Annotated in this window: 18 protein-coding genes; 9 read left to right on the top strand and 9 right to left on the bottom strand. The window is 69.7% G+C overall.

Going from position 1 to position 23,332, the window contains the following annotated elements:
* The first annotated feature begins 294 nt into the window (after positions 1–294).
* Together aspT and DXK32_RS11385 are read left to right on the top strand one after the other, a co-directional pair.
* Positions 295–1,983, top strand: coding sequence for an aspartate-alanine antiporter (aspT, locus tag DXK32_RS11390; RefSeq protein WP_114858612.1), 1,689 nt, complete (start codon positions 295–297; stop codon positions 1,981–1,983).
* A gap of 39 nt (positions 1,984–2,022) precedes the next feature.
* The gene (locus DXK32_RS11385) at positions 2,023–3,654 is read left to right on the top strand and encodes a bifunctional aspartate transaminase/aspartate 4-decarboxylase (protein ID WP_114858611.1); all 1,632 of its coding nucleotides are present in this window, start codon (positions 2,023–2,025) and stop codon (positions 3,652–3,654) included.
* Positions 3,655–3,666: 12 nt separating this feature from the next.
* Here the strand turns inward: DXK32_RS11385 and DXK32_RS11380 are convergent, their stop codons facing one another.
* From DXK32_RS11380 to DXK32_RS11360, 5 genes are all read right to left on the bottom strand, one after another.
* Positions 3,667–5,010, bottom strand: a complete 1,344-nt coding sequence (locus tag DXK32_RS11380) for a sigma-54-dependent transcriptional regulator (RefSeq protein ID WP_114858610.1) — start codon at positions 5,008–5,010, stop codon at positions 3,667–3,669.
* A 10-nt stretch (positions 5,011–5,020) separates the two neighbouring features.
* Positions 5,021–7,447: an ATP-binding protein gene (locus DXK32_RS11375; RefSeq protein WP_114858609.1), complete on the bottom strand. Its 2,427-nt coding sequence runs from the start codon at positions 7,445–7,447 to the stop codon at positions 5,021–5,023.
* Positions 7,444–8,835, bottom strand: a complete 1,392-nt coding sequence (locus tag DXK32_RS11370) for an ABC transporter substrate-binding protein (RefSeq protein WP_114858608.1) — start codon at positions 8,833–8,835, stop codon at positions 7,444–7,446. Before DXK32_RS11370 ends, DXK32_RS11375 begins: the two co-directional genes overlap by 4 nt.
* Before the next feature lie 78 nt (positions 8,836–8,913).
* Positions 8,914–11,298 carry a bifunctional diguanylate cyclase/phosphodiesterase gene (locus tag DXK32_RS11365; RefSeq protein WP_114858607.1) on the bottom strand — a complete coding sequence of 795 codons (2,385 nt, stop codon included), beginning with the start codon at positions 11,296–11,298 and terminating at the stop codon, positions 8,914–8,916.
* Positions 11,299–11,425: 127 nt separating this feature from the next.
* Positions 11,426–12,319 carry a LysR family transcriptional regulator gene (locus DXK32_RS11360; RefSeq protein ID WP_114858606.1) on the bottom strand — a complete coding sequence of 298 codons (894 nt, stop codon included), beginning with the start codon at positions 12,317–12,319 and terminating at the stop codon, positions 11,426–11,428.
* Positions 12,320–12,597: 278 nt separating this feature from the next.
* On the opposite strand from DXK32_RS11360, the gene DXK32_RS11355 reads away from it, so the two are divergent.
* Entirely contained in the window at positions 12,598–13,056 is a 459-nt protein-coding gene (locus tag DXK32_RS11355) for a (2Fe-2S)-binding protein (RefSeq protein ID WP_114858605.1), read from the top strand.
* A gap of 3 nt (positions 13,057–13,059) precedes the next feature.
* Positions 13,060–15,267, top strand: a complete 2,208-nt coding sequence (locus DXK32_RS11350) for a xanthine dehydrogenase family protein molybdopterin-binding subunit (RefSeq protein ID WP_114858604.1) — start codon at positions 13,060–13,062, stop codon at positions 15,265–15,267.
* Between the two features lie 118 nt (positions 15,268–15,385).
* On the opposite strand, the gene DXK32_RS11345 is transcribed toward DXK32_RS11350, so the two are convergent.
* Positions 15,386–15,769 carry a bleomycin resistance protein gene (locus tag DXK32_RS11345; RefSeq protein WP_114858603.1) on the bottom strand — a complete coding sequence of 128 codons (384 nt, stop codon included), beginning with the start codon at positions 15,767–15,769 and terminating at the stop codon, positions 15,386–15,388.
* 167 nt (positions 15,770–15,936) lie between these two features.
* Positions 15,937–16,365: an Lrp/AsnC family transcriptional regulator gene (locus DXK32_RS11340; RefSeq protein ID WP_114858602.1), complete on the bottom strand. Its 429-nt coding sequence runs from the start codon at positions 16,363–16,365 to the stop codon at positions 15,937–15,939.
* 131 nt (positions 16,366–16,496) lie between these two features.
* Between DXK32_RS11340 and DXK32_RS11335 the strand changes: the two genes are divergently transcribed.
* Positions 16,497–17,624: a saccharopine dehydrogenase family protein gene (locus DXK32_RS11335; protein ID WP_114858601.1), complete on the top strand. Its 1,128-nt coding sequence runs from the start codon at positions 16,497–16,499 to the stop codon at positions 17,622–17,624.
* 30 nt (positions 17,625–17,654) lie between these two features.
* Here DXK32_RS11335 and DXK32_RS11330 read toward each other — a convergent pair whose 3' ends face one another.
* Complete coding sequence (locus DXK32_RS11330) at positions 17,655–19,409, bottom strand: thiamine pyrophosphate-dependent enzyme (protein ID WP_114858600.1); 1,755 nt, start codon at positions 19,407–19,409, stop codon at positions 17,655–17,657.
* Positions 19,410–19,919: 510 nt separating this feature from the next.
* Between DXK32_RS11330 and DXK32_RS11325 the strand changes: the two genes are divergently transcribed.
* The 4 genes from DXK32_RS11325 to DXK32_RS11310 all read left to right on the top strand — a co-directional run bounded on the left by DXK32_RS11325 (position 19,920) and on the right by DXK32_RS11310 (position 22,037).
* On the top strand, positions 19,920–20,846 hold the full coding sequence (locus DXK32_RS11325; protein WP_114858599.1) for a PDR/VanB family oxidoreductase: 927 nt from the start codon (positions 19,920–19,922) through the stop codon (positions 20,844–20,846).
* 28 nt (positions 20,847–20,874) lie between these two features.
* Positions 20,875–21,300 (top strand): PAS domain-containing protein, encoded by a 426-nt coding sequence (locus tag DXK32_RS11320; protein WP_114858598.1) that lies wholly within the window; start codon positions 20,875–20,877, stop codon positions 21,298–21,300.
* Positions 21,301–21,401: 101 nt separating this feature from the next.
* Positions 21,402–21,716 (top strand): hypothetical protein, encoded by a 315-nt coding sequence (locus DXK32_RS11315; protein WP_114858597.1) that lies wholly within the window; start codon positions 21,402–21,404, stop codon positions 21,714–21,716.
* 147 nt (positions 21,717–21,863) lie between these two features.
* Positions 21,864–22,037, top strand: coding sequence for a DUF1328 domain-containing protein (locus DXK32_RS11310; RefSeq protein WP_014199667.1), 174 nt, complete (start codon positions 21,864–21,866; stop codon positions 22,035–22,037).
* Between the two features lie 4 nt (positions 22,038–22,041).
* Here DXK32_RS11310 and DXK32_RS11305 read toward each other — a convergent pair whose 3' ends face one another.
* Complete coding sequence (locus DXK32_RS11305) at positions 22,042–23,262, bottom strand: S41 family peptidase (protein ID WP_114858596.1); 1,221 nt, start codon at positions 23,260–23,262, stop codon at positions 22,042–22,044.
* Positions 23,263–23,332 lie beyond the last annotated feature (70 nt).

Genomic DNA, 23,332 nt, shown 5'->3' with positions numbered 1-23,332 from the left:
GGCCAAAAGCGTTACCGCCTTTCAAAGTATCCAACCTCTCCTTGAATGGGATTATGCGGCGCATCGGTGATGAGACAGAATATTTAAAACAAAAACCAATGGCACTCATCCGGCAAACCGCTGATAAAAAACAATAGAACTCGTTCATACATTAAAACACAACCGTATTCCCAAAAATATTATCGTTTATAGAGCAGATTTGCGCACCTTGACCGCCGATCACGATTGCTATTTCACTTGACGGACTTTCCGATCAACGATGCGCGCGCAAAATGAACTTTTGAAGGAATCGCCATGTCATGGCTCCATTCGATCGTCAACCAATCCCCGGAAATCGCGTTATTTCTCTCCCTGGCCGGCGGCTACTGGATCGGTAAATTTCAATTCGGCAAATTTCAGCTTGGCGGCGTCGCCGGATCATTGCTGGTCGCCGTGGTGATCAGCCAGATCGGCGTGTCGGTCGACAACGGCGTCAAAGCCGTTCTCTTCGCTCTGTTCATTTACGCGGTCGGCTTTGAAAGCGGGCCAAAGTTCTTTCAATCGCTCGGCCGGCAGTCGATCCGCGAAATCATCCTGGCGGTGGTCCTGGCGGTCAGCGGTCTGGCCACCGTCGTGATCATGGCGCGCCTGCTCGGCCTCGACAAAGGTCTTGCGGCGGGCATCGCGTCCGGCGGGCTGACCCAGTCGGCGATCATCGGCACGGCCAGCTCGGCCATCGGCAAGCTCGGGCTGCCGGCGGAGGAGGTGCAGCGCCTCCAGGGCAACGTCGCGGTCGGCTACGCCGTCACCTACATCTTCGGATCGTTCGGCGCCATCCTGGTCTGCGTCAACCTTCTGCCCTGGATCATGAAGCGCGGCATCCGCGACGACGCCATCAAGGCGGAAAGCGCGATGCTGGCCGGGGCCCATTTTCTGGCGCGCGGCGAGGAATACGCCATGCCGCCCCTGGTCGGGCGTCTGTACCGGATCGAGCGGGCGGCCGGGCGGACGGTGGCGCAGATCGAGGCGGACTCCGCCGACGGTCCGGTCAGCGTCGAGCGGGTGAAGCGCAACAACGCGCTGATCGGATTGCAGCCGGACCTGCGGCTGGAGGCCGGGGACGTCGTGCTGCTGGTCGGACGGCGGTCCGGAGTGGTCGGCCTCGCCGACACGCTCGGCCCGGAGCTTCAGTCCTCGCAGGGCATGGACCTCATCATGCTGGTGCGCGACGTCGCCATCACCAACCCCGCCTTCGTGCACCGCACCGTCGCCGAGATCCGCAAGCTGTCCTCGGCCAACCTGTACCACGGCGTCTATGTGACCGGCCTCAAGCGGAGCGACCGGCCATTGCCGATCGCCCCCGATACGGTGATCGAGGCGGGCGACGTCGTCACGCTCTACGGCACCGCCGAGGACGTGCAGCGCGTCGCCGCGTCGGTGGGGACGGAGGTCATCGCCAGCGACAAGACCGACTTCATCTACCACGGGCTGGGCTTGGCGCTGGGCCTGCTCGTCGGTCTGGCCGTCATCCGCATCGGCGACATTCCGCTGACGCTGGGCAGCGGCGGCGGCGCCCTGCTGGCCGGTCTTCTGTTCGGCTGGTACCGCACCCGCAACCTCGCCATCGGCAACATGCCGACACCGGCCTCCACGCTGCTGCGCGACCTGGGGCTGGCCGGCTTCGTCGCCGTGGTCGGCCTGCAATCGGGCCGGCAGGCGGTCAGCACCGTGATCGAGAGCGGGCTGAGCATCTTCCTGGTCGGCGTGGTCGTGACGCTGGTGCCGATGATCATCACCCTGTTCGTCGGCCGCTATCTGCTGCGCTACGACAACACGGCCATCTTCGCCGGCGCTCTCGCCGGGTCGCGGAGCGCCAACCCCGCCTTCGGCGAAGTGCTCGACAAGGCGGGCAACTCGATCCCGACCGTTCCCTTCGCCATCACCTACGCGCTGGCGAACGTCTTCCTCACCCTGCTGGGGCCGCTGGTGGTGGCCTTCGTGTAATCCAGACCCTTCGTGTAATCCAGACGAGGAGTTCCCCTGATGGACTCGATCGATTACAGCCGATACGCCAAGCTCAGTCCCTTCGAGCTGAAGGACGAATTGATCAAGCTCGCCTCCGGCCGCGAGAACCGGCTGATGCTGAACGCGGGGCGCGGCAACCCGAACTTCCTGGCGACCCTGCCGCGCCGGGCCTTCTTCCGGCTGGGCCTGTTCGCCGTGGCCGAGGCCGAGCTGTCCTTCTCCTTCATGCCGAACGGCGTCGGCGGCCTGCCGCGGATCGAGGGCATCGAGGGCCGGTTCGAACGCTACGTCTCGGAACACCGCGACCAGGAGGGGGTGGTGTTTCTCGGCCGCGCGCTGAGCTACGTGCGCGACCAGCTCGGCCTGTCGGGCTCCGGCTTCCTGCACGAGATGGTGGAGGGGGTGCTGGGGGCGAACTACCCGGTGCCGCCGCGCATGCTGGCGATCAGCGAGGACGTGGTCCGGCACTATCTGGTGAAGGAGATGGTCGGCGGCTTCCTGCCGCCCGGCAGCGTCGATCTGTTCGCGGTCGAGGGCGGCACCGCGGCGATGACCTACATCTTCAACACGATGAAGCAGAACGGGCTGGTCGAGCGGGGCGACAAGGTCGCCATCGGCCTGCCGGTCTTCACCCCCTACATCGAGATCCCGGAACTCGACGAGTACGGGTTGACGGAGGTCGCCATCAACGCCGACCCGGCCAGCCATTGGCAGTATCCGGACGCCGAGCTGGACAAGCTGAAGGACCCGGCGGTCAAGGTGTTCTTCTGCGTCAACCCCAGCAACCCGCCCTCGGTCAAGATGGACGACCGCAGCCTCGACCGCATCGCCGCCATCGTGAAGACCGAGCGGAAGGACCTGATCATCCTGACGGACGATGTCTACGGCACCTTCGCCGACGATTTCCGGTCGCTGTTCGCCGTCTGCCCCGGGAACACCATGCTGGTCTATTCCTTCTCGAAGTATTTCGGGGCGACGGGGTGGCGGCTGGGCGTCATCGCCACCCATAAGCAGAATGTCTGCGATCAGCGGATCGCCGGCCTGCCGGAGGAGCGCAAGGCAGCGCTGGACCGCCGCTACGGCTCGCTGGTCCCGGACGTGCGCGGCCTGCGGTTCATCGACCGGCTGGTCGCCGACAGCCGCACCGTGGCGCTGAACCACACCGCCGGGCTGTCCACGCCGCAGCAGGTGCAGATGGTGCTGTTCTCCCTGTTCGCCCTGATGGACGAGCAGGACGGCTACAAGGCCGAGCTGAAGAAGGTCATCCGCCGGCGCGAGGCCGCCCTGTACCGCGAGCTGGGCCTGCCGACGCTGTCCGACCCGAACGCGGTGGACTACTACACGCTCCTCGACCTGGAGGACATCGCGCTGAAGCTCTACGGCCCGGACTACGCGGCCTGGGTGAAGGCGAACTTCGTTCCGAACGATCTGCTGTTCCGCATCGCCGCGGAGACCGGCATCGTCCTGCTGCCCGGCAAGGGCTTCGGCACCCTGCAACCGGCCGCCCGCGTCTCGCTGGCCAATCTGAACGAGTACGAATACGCGGCGATCGGGCGCTCGCTGCGCGGAATGGCCGACCAGTCCCACGAGGAGTTCACGAGGCAGCGGCAGGGCGGGAACGCGCCGGACGGCGGGACAAAGCCCAACTGACGCTCTCCGCTCTCATTCCTCGGTGAAGTCGCCGCGCTGAAGGCCGTGGTGGCGCATCTTCAGGTACAGGGTCTTGCGGGTGATGCCCAGCTTGTCCGCCGTCTCGCCGACCCGCCCGCCGCAGCGGGCCAGCGCGTCCTCGACCAGCCGCTTTTCGATGCGGTCCATCTGCTCGGCCAGGGGTTCGATCCCGCCGCCCCCTGCCCCGCTCACCGGTCCGCCCGCCAGACCGTCGCCCAGGCCCAGGGCCATGCGCTCGGCGACGTTGCGCAGCTCGCGCACATTGCCCGGCCAACCATGGGCGGCCAGACGGGCCAGCGCCGCCGCGTCCACCGGCGGCGCCGGGCGGCGGGAGCGGGCCGCCGCCGCGTCGAGGAAATGGCGCAGCAGCAGCGGCACGTCCTCGCGCCGCTCGCGCAGGGGCGGGAGCGGGACGGTGACCACGTTCAGGCGGTAGTAGAGATCCTCGCGGAACTTGCCCTCCCCGGCCAGCCGCAGCAGATCGACCTTGGTCGCGGCGACCACGCGCAGGTCGAGCGGGATCGGCCGGTTGCCGCCGACCCGCTCGATCACCCGCTCCTGAAGCACGCGCAGCAGCTTGACCTGGAGATGCATCGGCATGCTCTCGATCTCGTCGAGGAACAGCGTGCCAGCGTCGGCGTGCTCCAGCTTGCCGATGCGCCGGCCCTGCGCGCCGGTGAAGGCGCCGGGCTCGTGGCCGAACAGCTCGCTCTCGATGATGGTGTCGGGCAGCGCGCCGCAGTTCAGGGCGACGAAGTTGCCGGCGCGCCGCCGCCCGGCGTCGTGCAGGCTGCGGGCGATCAGCTCCTTGCCGGTTCCGGTCTCGCCGAACAGCAGGACGTCCACCTCCGCGTCGGCCAGCCCGGCCACGGCGGCGCGCAGCCGCTCGATGGCGGTGGAGCGGCCGATGATGCGCGCCTCCAGCGAGCCGCCACCGGCGAGCTGCGCCCGCAGGCTGCGATTCTCCAGCACCAGCCGCCGGTGCTCCAGCGCGCGGCGCACCACCTCCACCAGATGGCCGGGCTCGGCCGGCTTCTCGATGAAGTCGTAGGCGCCGCCGCGCACCGCGCGCATCGCCATGGCGATGTCGCCGTGCCCGGTCACCAGCACCACCGGCACCTCCGGGTCGGCGGCGCGCACCCGCTCCAGCAGGGCGAAGCCGTCCATCCCGGGCATGCGCACGTCGGTCACCACCACGCCCGGCCAGGACGGGCCGAGCCGGTCCAGGGCGTCCTCGGGCCGGGTCGTCGCCTCCACCGCGAAGCCTTCCAGCTCCAGCGTCTGGCGGCTGGCGTCCAGCACCTCGTGGTCGTCGTCGATCAGGAGAACGGTCATGCGGTGTCGCTCAGGCACGGGTCAGGGTCAGCAGGAAGGCGGTTCCGCCGGGGCCGCTCTCGGCCACCGACAGGGCACCGCCGAAGTCCCGCACGATGTTGTAGGAGATCGAGAGGCCGAGGCCCAGCCCGGCGCCCACCGGCTTGGTCGTGAAGAAGGGGTCGAAGACCTGCCCGGCCACCGCGTCGGGGATGCCGGGGCCGCTGTCGCGCACCGTGATGCGAATGGTGTCGCCCGCCGCCTCCGCGGCGATGGCGACCCGGCGCCGGGGCGCGCCGGCCACGGCGTCCAGCGCGTTGCTCAGCAGGTTGACCAGCACCTGCTCCAGCCGCACCTCCTCGGCGCGGACGCACAGCGGCACGCCGTCCTCCGGCAGTTCCACCACCAGCTCCACCGCCTCCTCGCGCAGCCGGTCGCCGAACAGGGAGAGCGCGCCCTGCACCACCGGCGCCAGTTCCACCGCCCCCAGCCGGGTGTCGGGACGGCGGGCGAAGCGCTTCAGATGGTTGGTGATGTTGGCCATGCGGGCGGTCAGGTCGGCGATCTTGCCGAGGTTGCCCTCCGCCTCCGCGACCCGGCCGAGCGCGATCAGCTTGCGCCCGTTGTGGGCGTAGGAGCGGATGGCCGACAGCGGCTGGTTCAGCTCGTGCCCCACCCCGGCGGCGAGCTGGCCCAGCGCCGCCAGCTTGCCGGCCTGCACCAGCTCCGCCTGGGTGTCGCGCAACTCGCGCTCGGCGCGCTGGTGCTCGGCGATGGACCGCTCCAGCCGCGCGTTGGTGGTGCGCAGGTCGGCGGTGCGCTCCGCCACCGTGCGCTCCAGGAGCTGCTGCGCCTCCACCCGTTCCGTCATGTCGGTCAGGGTGACGATGAAGCGCTGCTGCTGGCGCCGCCGGAAGGGGCGGATACCGACCTGGACCGGCACCGGGCGGCCGTTCGGCCGCCGCCCGGCGGTCAGGATGGACAGCGACGGCGCCGCATCGTCCGGCGCCGCGCGGGCCGCACAGAAGAAATCCTCCACGCGTCGCGCGCCGGCGGGCTCCAGCCGGTCGGCCAGACGCCCGTCCGCCCCGCCCTCCACCGAGCCCTCCGGCGCGGCGATCAGGGCGGCGGCCAGCGGGTTGACGAATTCGATCACCCCGTCGGCGTCGGTGGTCGCCAGCCCGGCCTGGGCGTTGTCGATGATGGCCTGGGCGTTGGCCTCCTCCACCGCGATGGCGGTGTCGCGGAAGACCAGAAGCGCCGCGGCCATCTGCGACAGCTCGTCGTTGCCGCCCAACGGGATGTCGGCCTGGAGGTTGCCGGCGGCGATCTCGTGCGCCGCGCTGCCCAGCCGCGTCAGGCGGGAGATGATGCTGCGGTTGACGTACAGCCAGGCCACGAGCACCGCCACCAGCAGGCTGACCAGCGCGCTCGCCAGCAGGGCCGACCGCCCCTCGGCGATGGCCTGGGCCGACCGCGCCGCGGCGGCGCGCGAGGTGGTTTCCACCGACTGCACCTGCTGGGCGATCAGGCCGTTCAGCCGGGCCACCAGCGTCCGGTTCTCGGCCAGCAGGCCCTGCCCCCGGTCGGCCGCGGCCAGCTCCGCGCGGCGCAGCTCCGGGACGCTGCCGTCGCCGCGGGCCAGCTCCAGCAGGCGGGCGACCAGCTGCGCCAGCGACACGCCGTCCGCCCAGTCGTCCAGGGTCGCCAGGTCGCGCTGCAGCCGGTCGGCCGTCTCCTCCAGGAAGCCCGCGTTGTCGTCCAGCGCCTCGGTGGTGGCCAGCGTCGCGGCCCGGGCGATCAGCCCGACCGCGAGGTTGCCGTTCGCGCCGATCTGCAGCACCGCCTCGCTGCGCCGGCTTTCCGCGCGCAGGGTGCGGACCGCCTCGGCGGAGCGGGTGCCGGCCTCGACGAGGTCAAGCGCGCTCTGGATGTTGAAGCGGGCGTCGGTGACCAGCGGCTCGATCTCGTCGAGGAAGTCGGCGTGCAGCCAGCGCAGCCGCTCGATGCCCTCCTGGTTGCGGCGGGCCAGGGCCAGCCGGTGCCGCACGGTGGCGTCGAGGTCGGTCAGGTTGTGGCCGAGGGCGTCCACCAGCGGGCGCAGCCCGGGGACGCCGCGCTCCCCCTCCGCCGCCAGCGCGCGCAGCGCGGCGAGCCGGCGGCCCAGCGCGTCACGGATCGCCCCCAGCTCCGGCTCCGTCTGGGCGTTGGCGAGGATCGGCGCGGTGGCGATGATGCTGCCGCCCTCCTCCGCCAGGCGCGCGGCGAGGCCCAGGGCGGGCAGATGGCTCTCGGCGAACTCGTCCAGCGTGCCGCCCAGCCGGTCGTAGGACAGCCAGCCCAGCCCGCAGGCGACCACCGACAGCGCCGCCACCGCGACGAAGGCCAGCAGCAGCCGCGCCCGGATGCCGAACCGCACGGGACCAGGATCGCGCCCGGCGACAGCCTCCGCGCTCATGGCCAGACCCCTTCGCCGCTGGCCACGCGCAGGATGATCAGCGCGCGCTCCGCCAGGGCCAGCGCCTCATCCAGCCGTTCTTGGGAGAAGCTCCGCCACGCGGCTTCCAGCTCCGCCTGCCGGCTGGACACGGGAAGCCCGCGCGCCGGACGGCGCAGCGCCATGGAGAAGGCGGGGTCGGCGGCCTCCGCCGCGGAGACCGGGACGGCGGTGGCGGCCGCCCGCGCAGCGCGCAGCAGATCGGCCGCGACCGGCTCGTGGGCGGCGGCGCCGTAGAGGGTGGAGAGACGCGCCTCCCCCTCGTGGATCAGCTGCCAGACCCGGTTCAGCGTCTTGACCCGGAAGGTCACCAGCTCGTCGAACAGCAGGTTCACCAGCTCGTAGCGGGCGCCGGACAGGGCGCGGTCGAACAGGAACCGGTCGTCGCCGGTCTCCGTCCGGTAGGGATCGGGATAGCCGGCGGGGGCCGCCGCGTAGGCGTCGGGCCGCACCGGCAGGCGCTGGATGTCCGGGCGCACCAGCAGCGCCTGACCGGTCGGCGACAGCAGGAAGTCGATGAAGGCCCCCGCCCCCTCGGGGTTCGGCGCGCCGCGCAGCAGCGCCACGCTGGCGGGAAGAAACAGGCTGTCGGCGGGATAGGCGAAGCGCAGGTCCTCCTCCCCCGACCCGGCGGACTGCCCGAGGAAGTCGATGCTCAGCCCGACGCCGAAGCGCCCCTTGGCGACGCCGTCGACCACGCCGTAGCTGCGCGCCGTCACGGTGGCGAGGTTGCCGGCGATCTCCAGCCACGTCGCCCAGCCGCGTTCCCACCCCTGCATCTGCAGAACGGTCTCGACCATCAGATGCATGGTGCCCGACCGCGACGGCGCGGTGATGCCGAGATGCCGGGCGTAGACGGGGCGGCGCAGGTCCTCCCACCGCTTCGGAGCCGGCAGGCCGTGGCGGTCCAGATAGCGCTGGTTCCACAGCAGCCCGTAGCCCGACAGCGCGAAGCCGAGATAGGCGCCGTCCGGATCGTTGATCGGCTGGTTCCCGACCGTCGGCGGCGCCCCTGTCAGACGCGGGGCGAGCGGTTGCAGGCGCCTGGCCGCCTTCAGAACCTCGAAGGCGTCGGGGGCGGATGCCCAGAAGACGTCCACGCCATCGTCCGACCGCTCCTGAAGCTGGCTGATCGCGGCGGTGGTCTTGGTGTTGACGATGCGCAGGCGCCAGTCGGGATGCGCCGCCTCGAAGGCCTCGCGCACCGGCTCGTAGAAGCCCGATGGGAAGGAGGTCAGCACCGTGACGGCGCTGCGGGCCTCCCGCCCCGCCGCGCTGTCCGGCGGCAGGAACGGGAGCAGGAGAAGAGCGGCGAGGAGACGCCCGGCGAAGGCACGCAATCCGGTCATGACGGGGGACACTGTGCGGCGGCCTTCGTCCGTTTGTCCAACGGTTCCGTCACACCCGCCCCGGCCGCGGGACCGGCCTCACGCCGGCTCGTAGAAGCGCGCCAGTTCGGAGGCCGGGACCGGACGCCCGATCAGATAGCCCTGGAGTTGGTTGCAGGACTCGTTCTTCAGCAGCGTCCGCTGCTCCTCCGTCTCCACCCCCTCCGCGGTGACGGCGATGTCCAGGCTCTTGGCGAGCGCCAGGATGGTGCGGATGATCGACAGGGATTCGCGGTTCTCCGCCATCAGCTGGACGAAGGAACGGTCGATCTTCAACTTGTCGAAGGTGAATTTCTGGAGATAGCTGAGACTGGAATAGCCGGTGCCGAAATCGTCGAGCGCGATGCGCACCCCGGCGGTCTTCAGCGCGGTCAGCGCGGCCAGGGCGCGCTCGGTGTCGTCGATCATCACCCCCTCGGTCACCTCGATCTCCAGCCGGTGCGGCGCCATCCCCTCCTCCTCCAGGATGCCGAGGATGGTGGCCGGCAGGTCGGAATGGCGGAACTGGACCGGCGACAGGTTCACCGCCACCTTGACCGGATCGGGCCAGCTCCGGGCGTCCCGGCAGGCGGTGCGCAGAACGAACTCGCCAAGCTGCATGACCAGCCCGCTCTCCTCGGCCAGCGGCACGAACTCCGACGGCGGGATCATGCCGCGCTCCGGGTGCTTCCAGCGCACCAGCGCCTCGAACCCCAGGACGCGGTGGGTCCGGCAATCCTCCAGCGGCTGGTAATGGACGCTGAGCGCGCCGTCGGCCAGCGCCTGCCGGAGGTCGCGCTCCAGGCCGCGGCGGGCCTGCAGACGCTCGTCCATTTCCGCCTCGAAGAAGCGGAAGGTGTTCCGCCCCTCCGATTTGGCACGGTAAAGGGCGGTGTCGGCGTGCTGGAGCAGCGCTTCCGCCCCGGTGCCGTCCTGCGGGAACAGGGCGATGCCGACGCTTGCCCCGACCACCATGCGCTGGCCGTCCAGCTCAGCGGGCAGGCCCAGCGTCTTGACCAGCCGGTCGGCCAGGGCCAGGGCCTCGCCCGGCTGGGCGATGCGGTGCAGCACGGCGAACTCGTCGCCGCTCAGCCGCGCCACCGTGTCGTGGCTGGGCACCGCCTCCAGCATCCGGCGCGCCATCTCCTGCAGCAGCCGGTCCCCCGCCGGGTGGCCCAGCAGGTCGTTCACCGCCTTGAAGCGGTCGAGGTCCAGATAGAGCACCGCCACCCCGGTGCGCGCCCGCCCGGCGCTGGTCAGCGCGCCGTTCAGCCGGTCGAGGAACAGGGAGCGGTTGGGCAGGCCGGTCAGCAGGTCGTGGTGCGCCATGTGGCGGATGCGCTCCTCCGCCCGCTTGCGCTCGCGGATGTCGCGGACGGCGACGACGCGGGCCGGCCGGCCCTCGTGCGTGATGTCCTGCCCGTGCGCCTCGACCATCACCAGCGTGCCGTCGGCGTGCAGCAGGTCCAGCTCCACCCGCTCGGAGGTCGGATGGGTCAGCTTGCGCTCGATGTCGGAGCGGCGGTTCTGCACCACGAAGCGCAGCATGGACTGACCGATGAAATCGACCTGCGGCTTGCCCAGCAGCTCCGCCATGGCGCGGTTGACGTCGAGGACCACGCCGTCGCGGTGGATCACGATGCCTTCCGTCGTGGCGTCGGCGAGCTGGCGGAACCGCTCCTCGCTGGCGCGCAGCCGGGCCGCCTCGTGCGCCGTCCTGGCGGCGAGCCGCTGGTCCATGATGGCCCCGGCGAGGCCCAGAGCCATCACCACCGTGGCCGTGACCGCGATGGCGACCGCCAGCAGGCCCGGTTCCATGATCTGGTCGGACATGTCGTGCAGCGGGTCGGGGATCAGCGTGACGCCGGCCATCCCGGTGAAATGCAGCCCGCAGATGCCCAGCGCCAGCAGGGCCGCCCCCGCCGCCAGCCCCTTCAGCGATCCGATGCGCAGGGCGGCGGTGAAGCCCGCCCCGGCGAGCAGGACGCCCAGCCCCAGCGCCACCGCGACATAGGCCGGGTCGTAATGCAGGTTGGCCGGCACCTGGAGCGCCGCCATGCCGGTGAAATGCATGGCGGTCGCCGCCGCCCCGGCGATGGCGCCGCCCAGCGGGGCGGCCAGCCGCCCGCCGCCGATGGCGTGGCGGATGCCCAGCGCGGCGCCGCCGATGGCGAGCAGGCTCGACAGGACCGTCAGCCCGACGTCGTAGCCCGTGGGCAGGCTTGTCTGGAAGGCCAGCATGGCGATGAAGTGGGTTGCCCACACGCCGCCGCCGGTCGCCGTCGCAGCACCGGCCAGCCACCCCCAGCGCGCCCGTCCCACCGCCGCCGCGGCGCGGCGGGCAAGGTTCAGGGACACCCAGGCACCGAATCCACAGACCGCCCCCGCCAGCAGCACGAGCCACAGATCGTGCTGCTGGGTTATGCAGGCATACACACGCATCATCCGGCGTTCATCCCGTTCCGGCGGCTCGACGCCGCTTGATCCGATTACCTTAATCTTTTGGTACGTTAATAATTCTTTTTCGGATCCGTCCGGAGCGCGGAATAAGCATGCGTAAGTTGCACGGACGCTACAGTCGGTAGCGCAGCGCGTCGACCAGGGCGGTCAGCGCCGGGGGGATCTGCCGGCGGCTCGGGTAGTAGAGGTAATAGCCGGGAAACGGGGTGCACCAGTCGTCCAGCACGCGGACCAGCCGCCCGGCGGCGACGTGCTCCGCCACCTCGTCCTCGAAGATGTAGGCCAACCCCCGCCCGTCCAGGACGGCGGCCATGATGACGTCCATGTCGTTGGACACCAGCGATCCCGACACCCGGACGTTCACCGGATGGCCGTCCTCCTCGAACTCCCAGACATAGACGGCGCCGGAGGTGGTGAAGCGGTAGTTGATGCAGTCGTGCCCGGCCAGATCCTGCGGGGCGCAGGGCACCGGACGCCGCGCGAAGTAGGAGGGCGCCCCGACGATGGCCGCCCGGATGTCGGGGCCGATGCGCACCGCGATCATGTCCTTCTCGAGCTGCTCACCCAGCCGGACCCCGGCGTCGAAGCGGCTGGCGACGATGTCGGTCAGGCTGCTGTCGATGGACAGTTCCACCTGCACCTCCGGGTAGTCGGCGAGGAAGCGCGACAGCACGGGCCACAGCACCCGGACGGCGGCGTGCTTGCCGGTGGTGATGCGCAGCGTGCCGGCGGGCTTCGCGCGCAGTTCCCCAACCGCGGCCAGCCCGGCGGCGATGTCGTCCAGCGCCGGCCGCAGCGTGCGGAGCAGCCGCTGCCCGGCTTCCGTCGTGGACACGCTGCGGGTCGTGCGGGCGAGCAGCCGCAGGCCCAGCCGATCCTCCAACGCCTTCATGGCGTGGCTGAGCGCGGATTGGGACATGCCCAGCCGGGCCGCCGCCCGCGTGAAGCTCCCCTCCTCCGCCACGACGGCGAAGGCCGCCAGATCGCCGAGGTCGTTCCGGTTCATTCATGCACCACGTTCATAAGCCCAAGCGGATTGTACCGGCTATTCGGCTCGCAGCGAAGCGGTTAGGATGATCGTGGTCACGTTTGCGGGCCGAACGAACGGATAGGGCCGGCGCTTCCGTAGAAGCCCGACTCCCACGCTGGGCTGTTCGCCGCACCCGCCGGACGCGACCATACTGCACAAGGTCTTTCCGCAGCCGGGATTCACGCAAAGGAATGCCCGCCGAAGGCCCGCACCATAATACCCGACAGGCAGAGTCGAGAGACAGGGATCATCCGATGATTCGTTTGAACATCAACGGGCAGGACCGGGACGTCGACGTGCCCGGCGACATGCCGCTTCTGTGGGTCCTGCGGGACGAACTGAACCTGACCGGCACCAAGTTCGGCTGCGGCATCGCCCAGTGCGGCGCCTGCACCGTCCATATGGACGGCACGCCGGTCCGCGCCTGCCAGACCCCGGCGGAATCCGCCGCCGGCACCAAGATCACCACGATCGAGGGCGTGTCCGGCAAAGCCGCCGAGGCCGTCCAGGCCGCCTGGCAGAAGCTGGACGTGGTGCAGTGCGGCTACTGCCAGTCCGGCCAGATCATGAGCGCCGTGGCGCTGCTGACCGACAACCGCAACCCCACCGACGACGACATCGACGCGGCCATGGACGGCAACGTCTGCCGCTGCGCCACCTACCCGCGCATCCGCGCGGCCATCAAGGACGCCGCCAAGGCGATGGGGGCCTGAGCCATGCTGAATCAGCTCATCAAGCAGGCGGCGGCGGATGTCGCAGCACCGTCGCGCCGCGGCTTCCTCAAGGGGGCCGGCGGCGCGCTGGTTCTCGGCGCCATGCTGCCCCGGACGGGGTTCGCCAGCGAGGCCGCCGCCCCCAAGGTCGTCGGCCCGGCGGACCCGCGCCCGCAAGCCTTCATCCGCATCGCCGCCGACGACACGGTCACCGTGCTGGTCAAGCATCTGGACAAGGGCCAGGGCATCATGACCGGCCTGACCACCATCGTCGCGGAGGAGCTTGACGCCGACTGGGCGCAGATGCGCGGCGCCTTCGCTCCGGCGGATGGCGCGCTCTACGCCAACCACTTCTTCGGTATCCAGGGCACCGGCGGCTCCACCGCCGTCGCCAACAGCTGGGACGAGCTGCGCATGGCCGGCGCCGCCGCCCGTGCCATGCTGGTCGCCACCGCCGCGGCGCGCTGGTCGGTCCCGGCCTCGTCCGTCACGGTGGAGAAGGGCGTCGTCCGCCACGCCGCCTCGAACCGCAGCGCCCGCTTCGGCGAGTTGGCGGAGGACGCGGCGAAGCTGCCCGTCCCGCAGAACGTCGCGCTGAAGGACGCCAAGGACTACACGCTGATCGGCAACCCGTCGCTGCACCGACTGGACCATGTGTCCAAGACCGACGGCACGGCGATCTTCGCCATGGACATCCGCCGCCCCGGCCAGGTGACCGCGGTGATGGCCCGCTCCCCCCGCTTCGGCGGCACGGTGAAATCGGTGGACGCCGCCGCAGCGAAGCGGGTGCCGGGCGTGCTGGAGGTGCTGACCGTGCCGAGGGGCGTCGCCGTCGTCGCCAAGAACACCTGGGCCGCCATGAAGGGCCGCGAGGCGCTGACGGTGGAGTGGGACGACGCCAAGGCGGAGATGCGCGGCACCGACGAGATGATCGCCGACTACCGCAAGCTGGCCGACCAGCCGGGCAACGTGGCCACCAACACCGGCGAGGCGGAGAAGGCGCTAGCCGGCGCCGCCAAGGTGGTGGAGGCGGAGTTCGTCTTCCCCTACCTCGCCCACGCCCCGATGGAGCCGCTGAACGCGACCGTCGAGCTGACGCCCGACGGCGGCTGCACCATCTGGGCCGGCTCGCAGTTCCAGGGGGTCGAGCAGAAGGTCGTCGCCGCCATGCTCGGCTGCAAGCCGGAGCAGGTGGTCATCAACACCGTCTGGGCGGGCGGCAGCTTCGGCCGCCGCGCCACGACCGACGCCGACTACATCGCCGAGGCGGTGTCCATCGCCAAGGCCTATGGCGGCAAGGCGCCGGTCCATCTGGTGTGGACGCGCGAGGACGACATCCACGGCGGCCGCTACCGCCCGCTGTTCCTGCACAAGGTGAAGGCCGGCCTCGACGCTTCCGGCACACTGGTGGCGTGGCGGCAGAAGATCGTCGGGCAGAGCTTCATGTCCGGCACCCCGTTCGAAGCCGTGATGGTCAAGAACGGCGTGGACGCGACCTCGGTCGAAGGCTCCTCGGACATGGCCTACGCCGTGCCGAACCTGTACGTCGATCTGCAGTCGCCGGCGTCCCCGGTCACCACCCTGTGGTGGCGCTCGGTCGGCCACACCCACACCGCTTACGCCAAGGAGGTGATGATCGACGAGCTGGCGGCGGCGGCGGGCAAGGACCCGGTGGCCTTCCGGCTGGAGATGCTGAAGGACCACCCGCGCCTGCTGGGCGTGCTGAAGCTGGCAGCCGAGAAGGCCGGCTGGGGGGGCCAGCCGCTGCCCAAGGGCAAGGGCCGCGGCATCGCCGTGCATGAGAGCTTCAGCAGCTTCGTCGCCCACGTCGCCGAAGTCTCGGTGGACGACAAGGGTCGTATCACCATCGACCGCGTGGTCTGCGCGGTGGATTGCGGGCAGGTGGTGAACCCCAACATCGTCGAGGCGCAGATCTCCGGCGGCACCGGCTGGGCCATCGGTCACGCACTGCGCGACGAGATCACGCTGACCGGCGGGCTGGTGGACCAGAGCAACTTCGACACCTACCAGCCGCTCCGCAATTCGGAGATGCCGCCGGTCGAGGTGCACATCCTCCCCTCCGCCGCCCGTCCGACCGGCGTCGGCGAGCCCGGCGTGCCGACCGCCGCCCCGGCGGTCGCCAACGCGGTCTTCGCCGCCACCGGCAAGCGCCTGCACCACCTGCCCTTCACACGCTCGGGCATGGTGTAAGCGTCGTCACGTTGGAAAAAGCCCCTCTTCCCGTCCAGGGAGAGGGGCTTTCTTTTTTCGGCCATCCGCATGTCGCGGTTGGTCTGACCCTCAGCGACGCAGCGCCCCGGCTGCGACCTTACCTGGGGTTCGGAGTTGTGGGCGCGCCGATCCGCAGCAGATTGCCGTCCGGATCGATGTGGGCAAACTCGCGCAGGCCATAGGGCGTGTCGGCAGGTGCGGTCAGACGACCATCGACTTTGGCGGCCTGCCACGCCGCATACAACGCGTCAGCGTCGTTGACGTAGAGATAGCAGGCCGCCGTTGAGCGTGCCGGTTCCAGGTCGGGAACCCGCGCCACGTGAAGGGTCACGTCGCCCCAGGCAAGAAAGCCGTAAATCGGTTCCTCGACCGTATCATCGTAGGCGGACGCCTCGAAGCCAAGACGCCGGTAATGGGCGAGCGCGGCGCGCACGTCCCGGACCGGCAAAATCGGCGTTACCCGCTCGAACTGAACAGCCATCGTGCTCTCATCTCCAGTCTCCAACCGTAGCCCACGATGCAGGAGAGGCACGGGGAAGCACAAGCCTAAGGGGTCCGACCTCGACGGGGCTCGGAACCGGACGAACGCGCCTTGCGGTGTGTTCGCGTCCTTTTGCTCTCCAACCACGAATGCAAACAGCCCTTTTTTCACCGCTCGAACTTCGTCGCCATGATGATCGACGAGGTCGTCCGCTCGATGCCGTCGATGGCGCCGATGCGGTCGATCAGCGCGTCCATCTCCTCCATGCTTCCGGTCCGCACCACGGCGATCAGGTCGTGGGCGCCGCTGATGGCGTGGAGCGCCCGCACCTCCGGAATCCGCTTCAACGCCTGAACCACGGCGGCGGTCAGCTTGGGCGACAGGTTGAGGGAGACGTGGGCGCGGATCATCCGGCGCGCCGTCTCGTCCGACAGCCGCACCGTGTAGCCGGCGATCACCCCGCGCTCCTCCAGCCGCTGGATGCGGCTCTGCACCGTGCTGCGCGACACGCGCAGGCGGCGGGCCAGCGCGGCGGTGGGCTCCCGCGCGTTGTCCTGAAGCGCGTCGAGAAGATGCTGATCCAGCTCATCCATCATATCGCCGGTCTCTCTGTCATTGTGCTGACCATTGTTTAGCGTTTCGGCACCCTGCACCCTGCACATCGACAGGCCGTCCGGTCAAGATTGCGTCATAACGACGCAAACCAGAAAGCAGGGAGTACGGGACGATGCGCGACATTCTTCTGATGGGCGGCGGCAAGATCGGCGAGACCATCGGCGACTTCCTGAAGGCCACGGGCGATTACCGGGTGACCGTCGCCGACCGGTCGGCCGACGCGCTGGAGCGGCTGCCCGCCCACCCGCGCATGGAGACGCGCGTGGTGGACGCCGCCGACCCCACCGGCCTCGCCGAGGCGATGCGCGGCAAGTTCGCGGTGCTGAGCGCGCTGCCTTATCACCTGACGGTCGGCGTGGCGGAGGCGGCGCGGGACGCCGGCACCCATTACCTCGACCTGACCGAGGACGTGGCGAGCACGCGGCGCGTCAAGGAGCTGGCGGATGGCGCGCATTCGGCCTTCATCCCGCAATGCGGGCTGGCGCCGGGCTTCATCTCCATCGTCGCCAACGACGTGGCCTCGCGCTTCGACGCGCTGGACACGGTGCGGATGCGCGTCGGCGCCCTGCCCAAATACCCCTCCAACGCCCTGAACTACAACCTGACCTGGAGCACCGAGGGCGTCATCAACGAGTATCTGGAGCCTTGCGAGGCCATCGTCGAAGGCCGCCTCGTCTCCGTGCCGCCGCTGGAGGAGCGCGAGGAGTTCTCCCTCGACGGCGTGCTGTACGAGGCGTTCAACACCTCGGGCGGCCTGGGCACGCTGTGCGAGACGCTGGCGGGGAAGGTGCGGACGCTCAACTACCGCTCCGTCCGCTATCCGGGGCACCGCGACCTGATGAAGGCGCTGCTGCACGACCTGCGGCTGGGCAGCCGGCGGGAACTGCTGAAGGACATCCTGGAACACTCGATCCCGGCGACGCTGCAGGACGTGGTGCTGATCTTCGTGACGGTGACCGGGACGAAGCGGGGGCGGCTGCTCCAGGAGACCTACGCCAACAAGATCTACGGGCGGGAGATCGGCGGCACCTTCTACAACGGCATCCAGATCACCACCGCGTCGGGCATGTGCGCCGTGCTCGACCTGCTGGCCGACGGCACGCTGCCGCAGCGGGGCTTCGTGAAGCAGGAGGAGGTGCGCTACGCCGACTTCATCGCCAACCGCTTCGGGCGCAACTACGCGATGACCGACGCGGCGCCCCAGCAGGGCTCGCAGCAGGGCGTGGGGCGCGCCGCCTGAGCGGGCGCCTCACCCCCACCGGGCCGCGCCTCAGATCACCTCGCGGGCGCGGCCCTTGAAGACGGTGGCGGCGATCTTCAGGGCGTCGGGGGTGCCGCGGGCCAGCGCCTCGGTGAAGTGCAGCGCCTGCTTGGCCTGGACCTTCGGCGGCATCGGCGGCTCGTTGGTGTCGACGAGGCAGTCGACCACCACCGGTCCGGGGTGGGCGAGGGCGGCGTCCAGCGTGGCGCCGCAATCCTTCGGGTCGGTGATGGTGAAGCCCCGGCCGCCGCACGCCTCGGCCACCTTGGCGAAGTCGATGGGCTGGAGGTCGCAGACATACTCGGGATTGCCGAGCATGGCGATCTGCTCCCACTTGATCTGGCCGAGCGAGTTGTTGTTGTTGATGATGACCTTGATCGGCAGCTTGTACTTCACCGCCGTGGCGAAGTCGGCCATCAGCATGGAAAAGCCGCCGTCCCCGACATAGGCCACCACCTGCCGTCCGGGATGGGCGAGCTGCGCGGCGATGGCGTAGGGAAGCCCCGGCGCCATGGTGGCGAGGTTGCCGGATAGGGAGTGCATCTGGCCGCGCCGCGCCGGAATCTGCCGCGCCCACCAGGTGGCGATGGTGCCGCTGTCGCAAGCGACGATGGCCGTGTCGGACAGGCGCTTGCCCAGCTCCCACGCGACGACCTGCGGCTTCATCGGCAGGTCGGGGCGGGTGCCGCGCTCCTCCATCAGCGTCATCCACTCCGCCTTGCCCGCCTGCGCCGTCTTCAGGAAGGAGCGGTCCTCGTGCCGCCGCACCCGCTCGGTCAGGATGTCCAACGCCAGCCCGCAATCGCCGACCAGCCCGGCCTCCACCGGATAGCGCAGGCCGATGCGCGCCGCGTCGATGTCGATCTGGATGGCGCGGGCCTGCCCCGGCTTCGGGTAATACTCGATGTAGGGGAAGGTCGAACCGGCGATCAGCAGCGTGTCGCAGGTCTCCAGCGCCTCCTGCGAGGGGGCGGTGCCGAGCAGACCGACCTGCCCCGTCGTGAAGGGGCTGTCGTCCGGCACCGCGGCCTTGCCCAGCAGCGCCTTGACGATCACCGCCCCCAGCTTGTCGGCCAGCCGTTCGAGCTGGTCGGTCGCCTTCAGCGCGCCCTGGCCGGCCAGGATGACGACGCGCTTGCCGGCGTCGAGAATCTCCACGGCGCGGCGGGTCTGCGCCTCCGACGGAACGGGAAGCTGGGGGGCGAACAGGGCGGTGTTGTGGCCCTTCACGTTGCGCGGCGCCCGCATGTCGGCGCCGATGCCCTGCTCCTGCAAATCCACGGGGATGGTGATGTGCGACACGCCGCGGTGGGCGAGCGCGGTGCGGCAGGCCAGATTGGCGATGTTGCGGACATGCGCCGCCCCCATGATGCGCTGGTTGTAGAGCGCGACGTCCTGGAACACCTTGTCCAGCTCCACGTCCTGCTGGGTGTAGGTGCCGACGAGGTCGTGGTATTGCAGCCCGGTGATCGCCAGCACCGGCTGGTGGTCGAGCTTGGCGTCGTAGAGGCCGTTCAGCAGATGCAGCCCGCCGGGGCCGGAGGTGGCGATGCACACGCCCAGCCGCCCGGTGAACTTGGCGTAGCCGCAGGCGGCGAAGGCCGCCGCCTCCTCGTGACGAACCTGGATGAAGCGGATCTCGTCCTGGCGGCGGCGCAACGCCTCGACGATGCCGTTGATGCCGTCGCCGGGCATGCCGAAGATCGTGTCCACACCCCAATCCACCAGAACATCCACCAGGATGTCGGAAGCCGTGCTCGCCATGCGGGAGTCTCCGTCGCAAACGGTCGTGATGAAGTCGCTCAATCCATCGGCAACCGAGCGGAGCCGGGACGGTTCCCCGAGACAGGGACAGGGTGATCGCACTTGAAATTCCTTCTCCCCTCCGGGGAGAGGGTTAGGGTGAGGGGGTTGCGCGCAACGGAACGTCCGGCAAAAGCGCATCCCCCTCACCGGCTCTCAGCGGATGCCCGTGGCATCCGCCTGCCGCCGTCAGCGCTGGCCTTCAGCCAGCGCGAGAGGCCCTCCGAGCCACCCTCTCCCCGGAGGGGAGAGGGCTATGGAGATAACATGCGATTGCCCTGTGACGGACGTTCTTAACCCTTGACCTAAAGTTAAGTTGAGGTTTTAGAGTGATCACAATGTATCTGGCATGCCAGCGACGCGCCGCACAGCTCGGCCGTCCGGACGCAGGCCGGGATGCAGGAACGGATAACCACCCGGGCGGACGAGAGAATGACGACAACCGGTCTAAGGGAGAGTGCGCCACGGTCCTTGCGTGTCCATCATACGGAGCGCGTCACACCGCAAGTGTTGCTGGTGGAGCTTCGCGACCTGGACGGCGAGGACCTGCCGCCCTACGAGCCGGGCGCGCACATCGACGTGCATCTGCCGGACGGGGCGGTGCGCTCCTACTCCTTGTGCGGCGACCCGGCGGACCGCTCCGCCTACCGGATCGCCGTCCTGAATCATCCCGGCGGGCGGGGATCGCGCTTCATCCATGGGGACTTGCGGCTCGGCACCACCGTCACCGTCGCTCCGCCCCGCAACAACTTCCGCTTCGACGCCGCCCCGCGCACCCTGTTCATCGCCGGGGGCATCGGCATCACGCCGTTGCTGCCGATGATCCGCGCGGCGTCGCGCCGGGGAGCCGACTGGGTCCTGCATTACTGCGTGCGCAGCGCGGTCGAGGCGCCGTTCCTGGCCGAGCTTCGCGCGCTGGGGAACGGCGCGGTGGTGGTTCACGCCGCGGACGAAGGCCGGCGGCTGGCGGTGGCCGACCTGATGGCGGCGACGTCCGACGACACCCTCGTCTACTGCTGCGGCCCTCAGCGCTTGATGGACGGGGTGGCGAGCGCCGCGCGGCCGTCGCAGGACGTGCGATTCGAATGGTTCACGCCACGCGCGGATGCGGGGCGCGACGCGACGCCCGACGATCGCTTCGAGGTGGTCTGCGCCCGCTCCGGCGTGACCGTCGCGGTGACCGAGGGGGTGAGCGTGCTGAACGCGCTCGACGCCGCGGGCGTTTCCGTCGACTCCTCGTGCGAGCAGGGCATCTGCGGCACTTGCGAGACGGCGGTGCTGGAGGGGGAGCCCGACCATCGCGACAGCGTCCTGTCCGACGCCGAACGCGCCGCCGGCAAGACGATGATGATCTGCGTGTCGCGCGCCCGCAGCGCACGCCTGGTTCTGGACGTTTGACCGCAACACAGGGACGAGAGGGGAACCCATGACCGAGAACGACCTGCAACGGCTGGGGCTGGCGCTGCTGAACAGCCCGGCCGAGGCCATCGCCTATGCCGACCGCGCGGGCATCATCCGCTTCTGGAACGCGGGGGCGGAGCGCGTGTTCGGCTTCACCGCCGACGAGGCGCTCGGCCAGTCGCTGGACATCATCATTCCGGACCGCCAGCGCCAACGCCATTGGGACGGCTACGATCAGGTGATGAAGACGGGGGAGAGCCGCTACGGCAGCGGCGACCTGCTGTCCGTGCCGGCGACGCGCAAGGACGGAACCCGCATCTCGGTCGAGTTCACCATCGTGCCGCTGAAGGACGCCGACGGAACCATGCTGGGCATGGCGGCGGTCATGCGCGACGTCACCGCCCGGTTCGACGAATTGAAGGCCTTGCGCCGCCAGGCCGCCGGCCGCTGAAACGCCCGTTGCCGCCCGGACCTCCAAAAATCGGAACCCTCCCGGACGGACGCCCGTTGAGAAGGGCTGTACCTTCAAGACATCAGCGTAGGGAGTGCGTCATGCGCAATCTGATGATCGCGGCGTCGGCCGCGATGCTTCTGGCTGCCTGTTCGGGCATGGATGGCGGCGGAACGGGCAGCAGTGGGATGAACAGCGGCGGCCCCGGCAGCGGCCTGACGGGCGGCGGCACGTCCGGCAGCCAGGGCGTGGACGAGCCCAACGTCAACCCGAACGCGACCAGTTCCAGCCCCGGCCCCTACAGCGGCTCCGGTGTGAGCGAGCCGCAAAGCCGTACGCGGTCGCCCAACGAGTCCGGCATGGACCAGGGCATGACGCGCCAATCCCTGCCAAACCGTTCCGGGACCGGGTGGTAACCCGCAACGGCACGGCCATCCTGCGGAATTCCGGCACCTGACGAATAGGGAGGGGCGGACCGGCCTGTTCTGGAACCCGCGGCGGTCGGCGAGGTTCTTACCCTGCCGGTCACGCCGGCTGAGTTTCAGAACGCGCAGGAGCGGTCCATGCTGAAATGGGCGTTGATCTTTTTCGTGGTGTCTCTGGTCGCCGGCGCGCTCGGCTTCACCAACGTGTCGTCGGCCACCGCGGGAGTCGCGAAGATCCTCTTCGGGATCGCGCTGATCATCTTCCTGGTCTTCCTGGTCCTCGCCCTGCTGGCCGGCGAAGTGATCTTCTGATCCGTCAGCGGAGCCCCGCTGATTGGGGACGGAGAATGGACAGTGCGCGGGCAAAGGTCTGATCGTTGGCCGCGTTGGGGATGCCGTTGGACGGCGGGGCGGATTGCCCCTCCGCCGCGGCCGGTTCCGCGATGGTCTCGTCGGGCTGGATGCCGATCTGGTGGATCGACTGGCCCGACGGCGTGTAGTAACGCGCCGTGGTCAGCTTCAGCGCCCCGCTGTCGAAGGGGATGACGCTCTGGATGATCCCCTTGCCGAAGGTCGTCGTGCCGATCACCGTGGCGCGCCGGTGGTCCTTCAGCGCCCCGGTCAGGATCTCCGCGGCCGAGGCCGACTTCGCGTTGACCAGCACCACCAGCGGCAAACCGTCCGTCTCGTCGCCCGGCGTGGCGATGTAGGTCTTGTCCGCCCCGCGCCCGGGGCCGCGGGCGGTCAGGATCGTTCCCTTGTCGAGGAAGGCGTCGGCGACGCGGACGCTCGCCTGCACCAGCCCGCCGGGATTGTCGCGCAGGTCGATGATGAAGCCGCCGATGTCCGGTCCGATGCGGTCGCGTAGCGAGCGGATGGCGGTGCTGACCCCGGTGGCGGTCTGGCGGTCGAAGCGGGCGATGCGGATGTACCCCACCGTCCCGACGGCGGCCAGCCGGACCGAGGGGATGCGCAGCTTGCCGCGGACGACGCTGACCTCGAAGGGGTCGGGCGTCCCGGCGCGCAGAACGGTCAGCGACACCGCCGCCCCTTCCGGCCCGCTCAGCATCTGCTTGACGGTCGCCAGCTCCGCCCCGCCCACCGGCTGCTGGTCCACCGCCAGGATGACGTCGCCGGAGCGCAGCCCGGCGGCCTCGGCGGGGGATTCGGGAACGGTCTCGGCGATGCGGACACGGGTGCCGTGGGCCTCGTAGCGGATGCCCAGCCCGGCGAAGGCGCCGTCGTTCGACGCCTGCAACTGCCGGTATTCACCGTCGTCCAGATAGGCGGAGTAGCGGTCCCGCCCGGCCATGGCCTTGATGGCGATGTCGACCAGCTCGTGGTCGGTCAGCGGTTCGACATACTGGCCCCGGATGGTGCGCAGCGCCCGGACGAAGCGGTCGACCTCCTCCGCCTCCGTGCTGTGGCCGTAGGGGGTGGAGTCGCCTGCGGCCTGCGCGCTCCGTCCGGTGGTCATGCCCCCCGGAATCGCGAGGAAGGCGCAAAGGGCGGCGGCGGTGACGAGGCGCAGCTTCACGGCGGCAATCTCTCGGGATCGGAGCGGCGATGCTTCGAAATTAGCCGTGAATTGGTTTATGTACCGTTAA

Source organism: Azospirillum brasilense, assembly GCF_003349955.1.
Classification (GTDB): domain Bacteria; phylum Pseudomonadota; class Alphaproteobacteria; order Azospirillales; family Azospirillaceae; genus Azospirillum; species Azospirillum brasilense_B.
Note: the sequence above shows the minus strand (reverse complement) of the source record. Positions and strands in the feature narration are given on the sequence as shown.

Bases quoted from the DNA above. Each gene is read 5' to 3' on its own strand.
- aspT (WP_114858612.1), top strand. From the start codon at position 295: ATGTCATGGCTCCATTCGATCGTCAACCAATCCCCGGAAATCGCGTTA.
- DXK32_RS11385 (WP_114858611.1), top strand. From the start codon at position 2,023: ATGGACTCGATCGATTACAGCCGATACGCCAAGCTCAGTCCCTTCGAG.
- DXK32_RS11380 (WP_114858610.1), bottom strand. From the start codon at position 5,010: ATGACCGTTCTCCTGATCGACGACGACCACGAGGTGCTGGACGCCAGC.
- DXK32_RS11375 (WP_114858609.1), bottom strand. From the start codon at position 7,447: ATGAGCGCGGAGGCTGTCGCCGGGCGCGATCCTGGTCCCGTGCGGTTC.
- DXK32_RS11370 (WP_114858608.1), bottom strand. From the start codon at position 8,835: ATGACCGGATTGCGTGCCTTCGCCGGGCGTCTCCTCGCCGCTCTTCTC.
- DXK32_RS11365 (WP_114858607.1), bottom strand. From the start codon at position 11,298: ATGATGCGTGTGTATGCCTGCATAACCCAGCAGCACGATCTGTGGCTC.
- DXK32_RS11360 (WP_114858606.1), bottom strand. From the start codon at position 12,319: ATGAACCGGAACGACCTCGGCGATCTGGCGGCCTTCGCCGTCGTGGCG.
- DXK32_RS11355 (WP_114858605.1), top strand. From the start codon at position 12,598: ATGATTCGTTTGAACATCAACGGGCAGGACCGGGACGTCGACGTGCCC.
- DXK32_RS11350 (WP_114858604.1), top strand. From the start codon at position 13,060: ATGCTGAATCAGCTCATCAAGCAGGCGGCGGCGGATGTCGCAGCACCG.
- DXK32_RS11345 (WP_114858603.1), bottom strand. From the start codon at position 15,769: ATGGCTGTTCAGTTCGAGCGGGTAACGCCGATTTTGCCGGTCCGGGAC.
- DXK32_RS11340 (WP_114858602.1), bottom strand. From the start codon at position 16,365: ATGATGGATGAGCTGGATCAGCATCTTCTCGACGCGCTTCAGGACAAC.
- DXK32_RS11335 (WP_114858601.1), top strand. From the start codon at position 16,497: ATGCGCGACATTCTTCTGATGGGCGGCGGCAAGATCGGCGAGACCATC.
- DXK32_RS11330 (WP_114858600.1), bottom strand. From the start codon at position 19,409: ATGGCGAGCACGGCTTCCGACATCCTGGTGGATGTTCTGGTGGATTGG.
- DXK32_RS11320 (WP_114858598.1), top strand. From the start codon at position 20,875: ATGACCGAGAACGACCTGCAACGGCTGGGGCTGGCGCTGCTGAACAGC.
- DXK32_RS11315 (WP_114858597.1), top strand. From the start codon at position 21,402: ATGCGCAATCTGATGATCGCGGCGTCGGCCGCGATGCTTCTGGCTGCC.
- DXK32_RS11310 (WP_014199667.1), top strand. From the start codon at position 21,864: ATGCTGAAATGGGCGTTGATCTTTTTCGTGGTGTCTCTGGTCGCCGGC.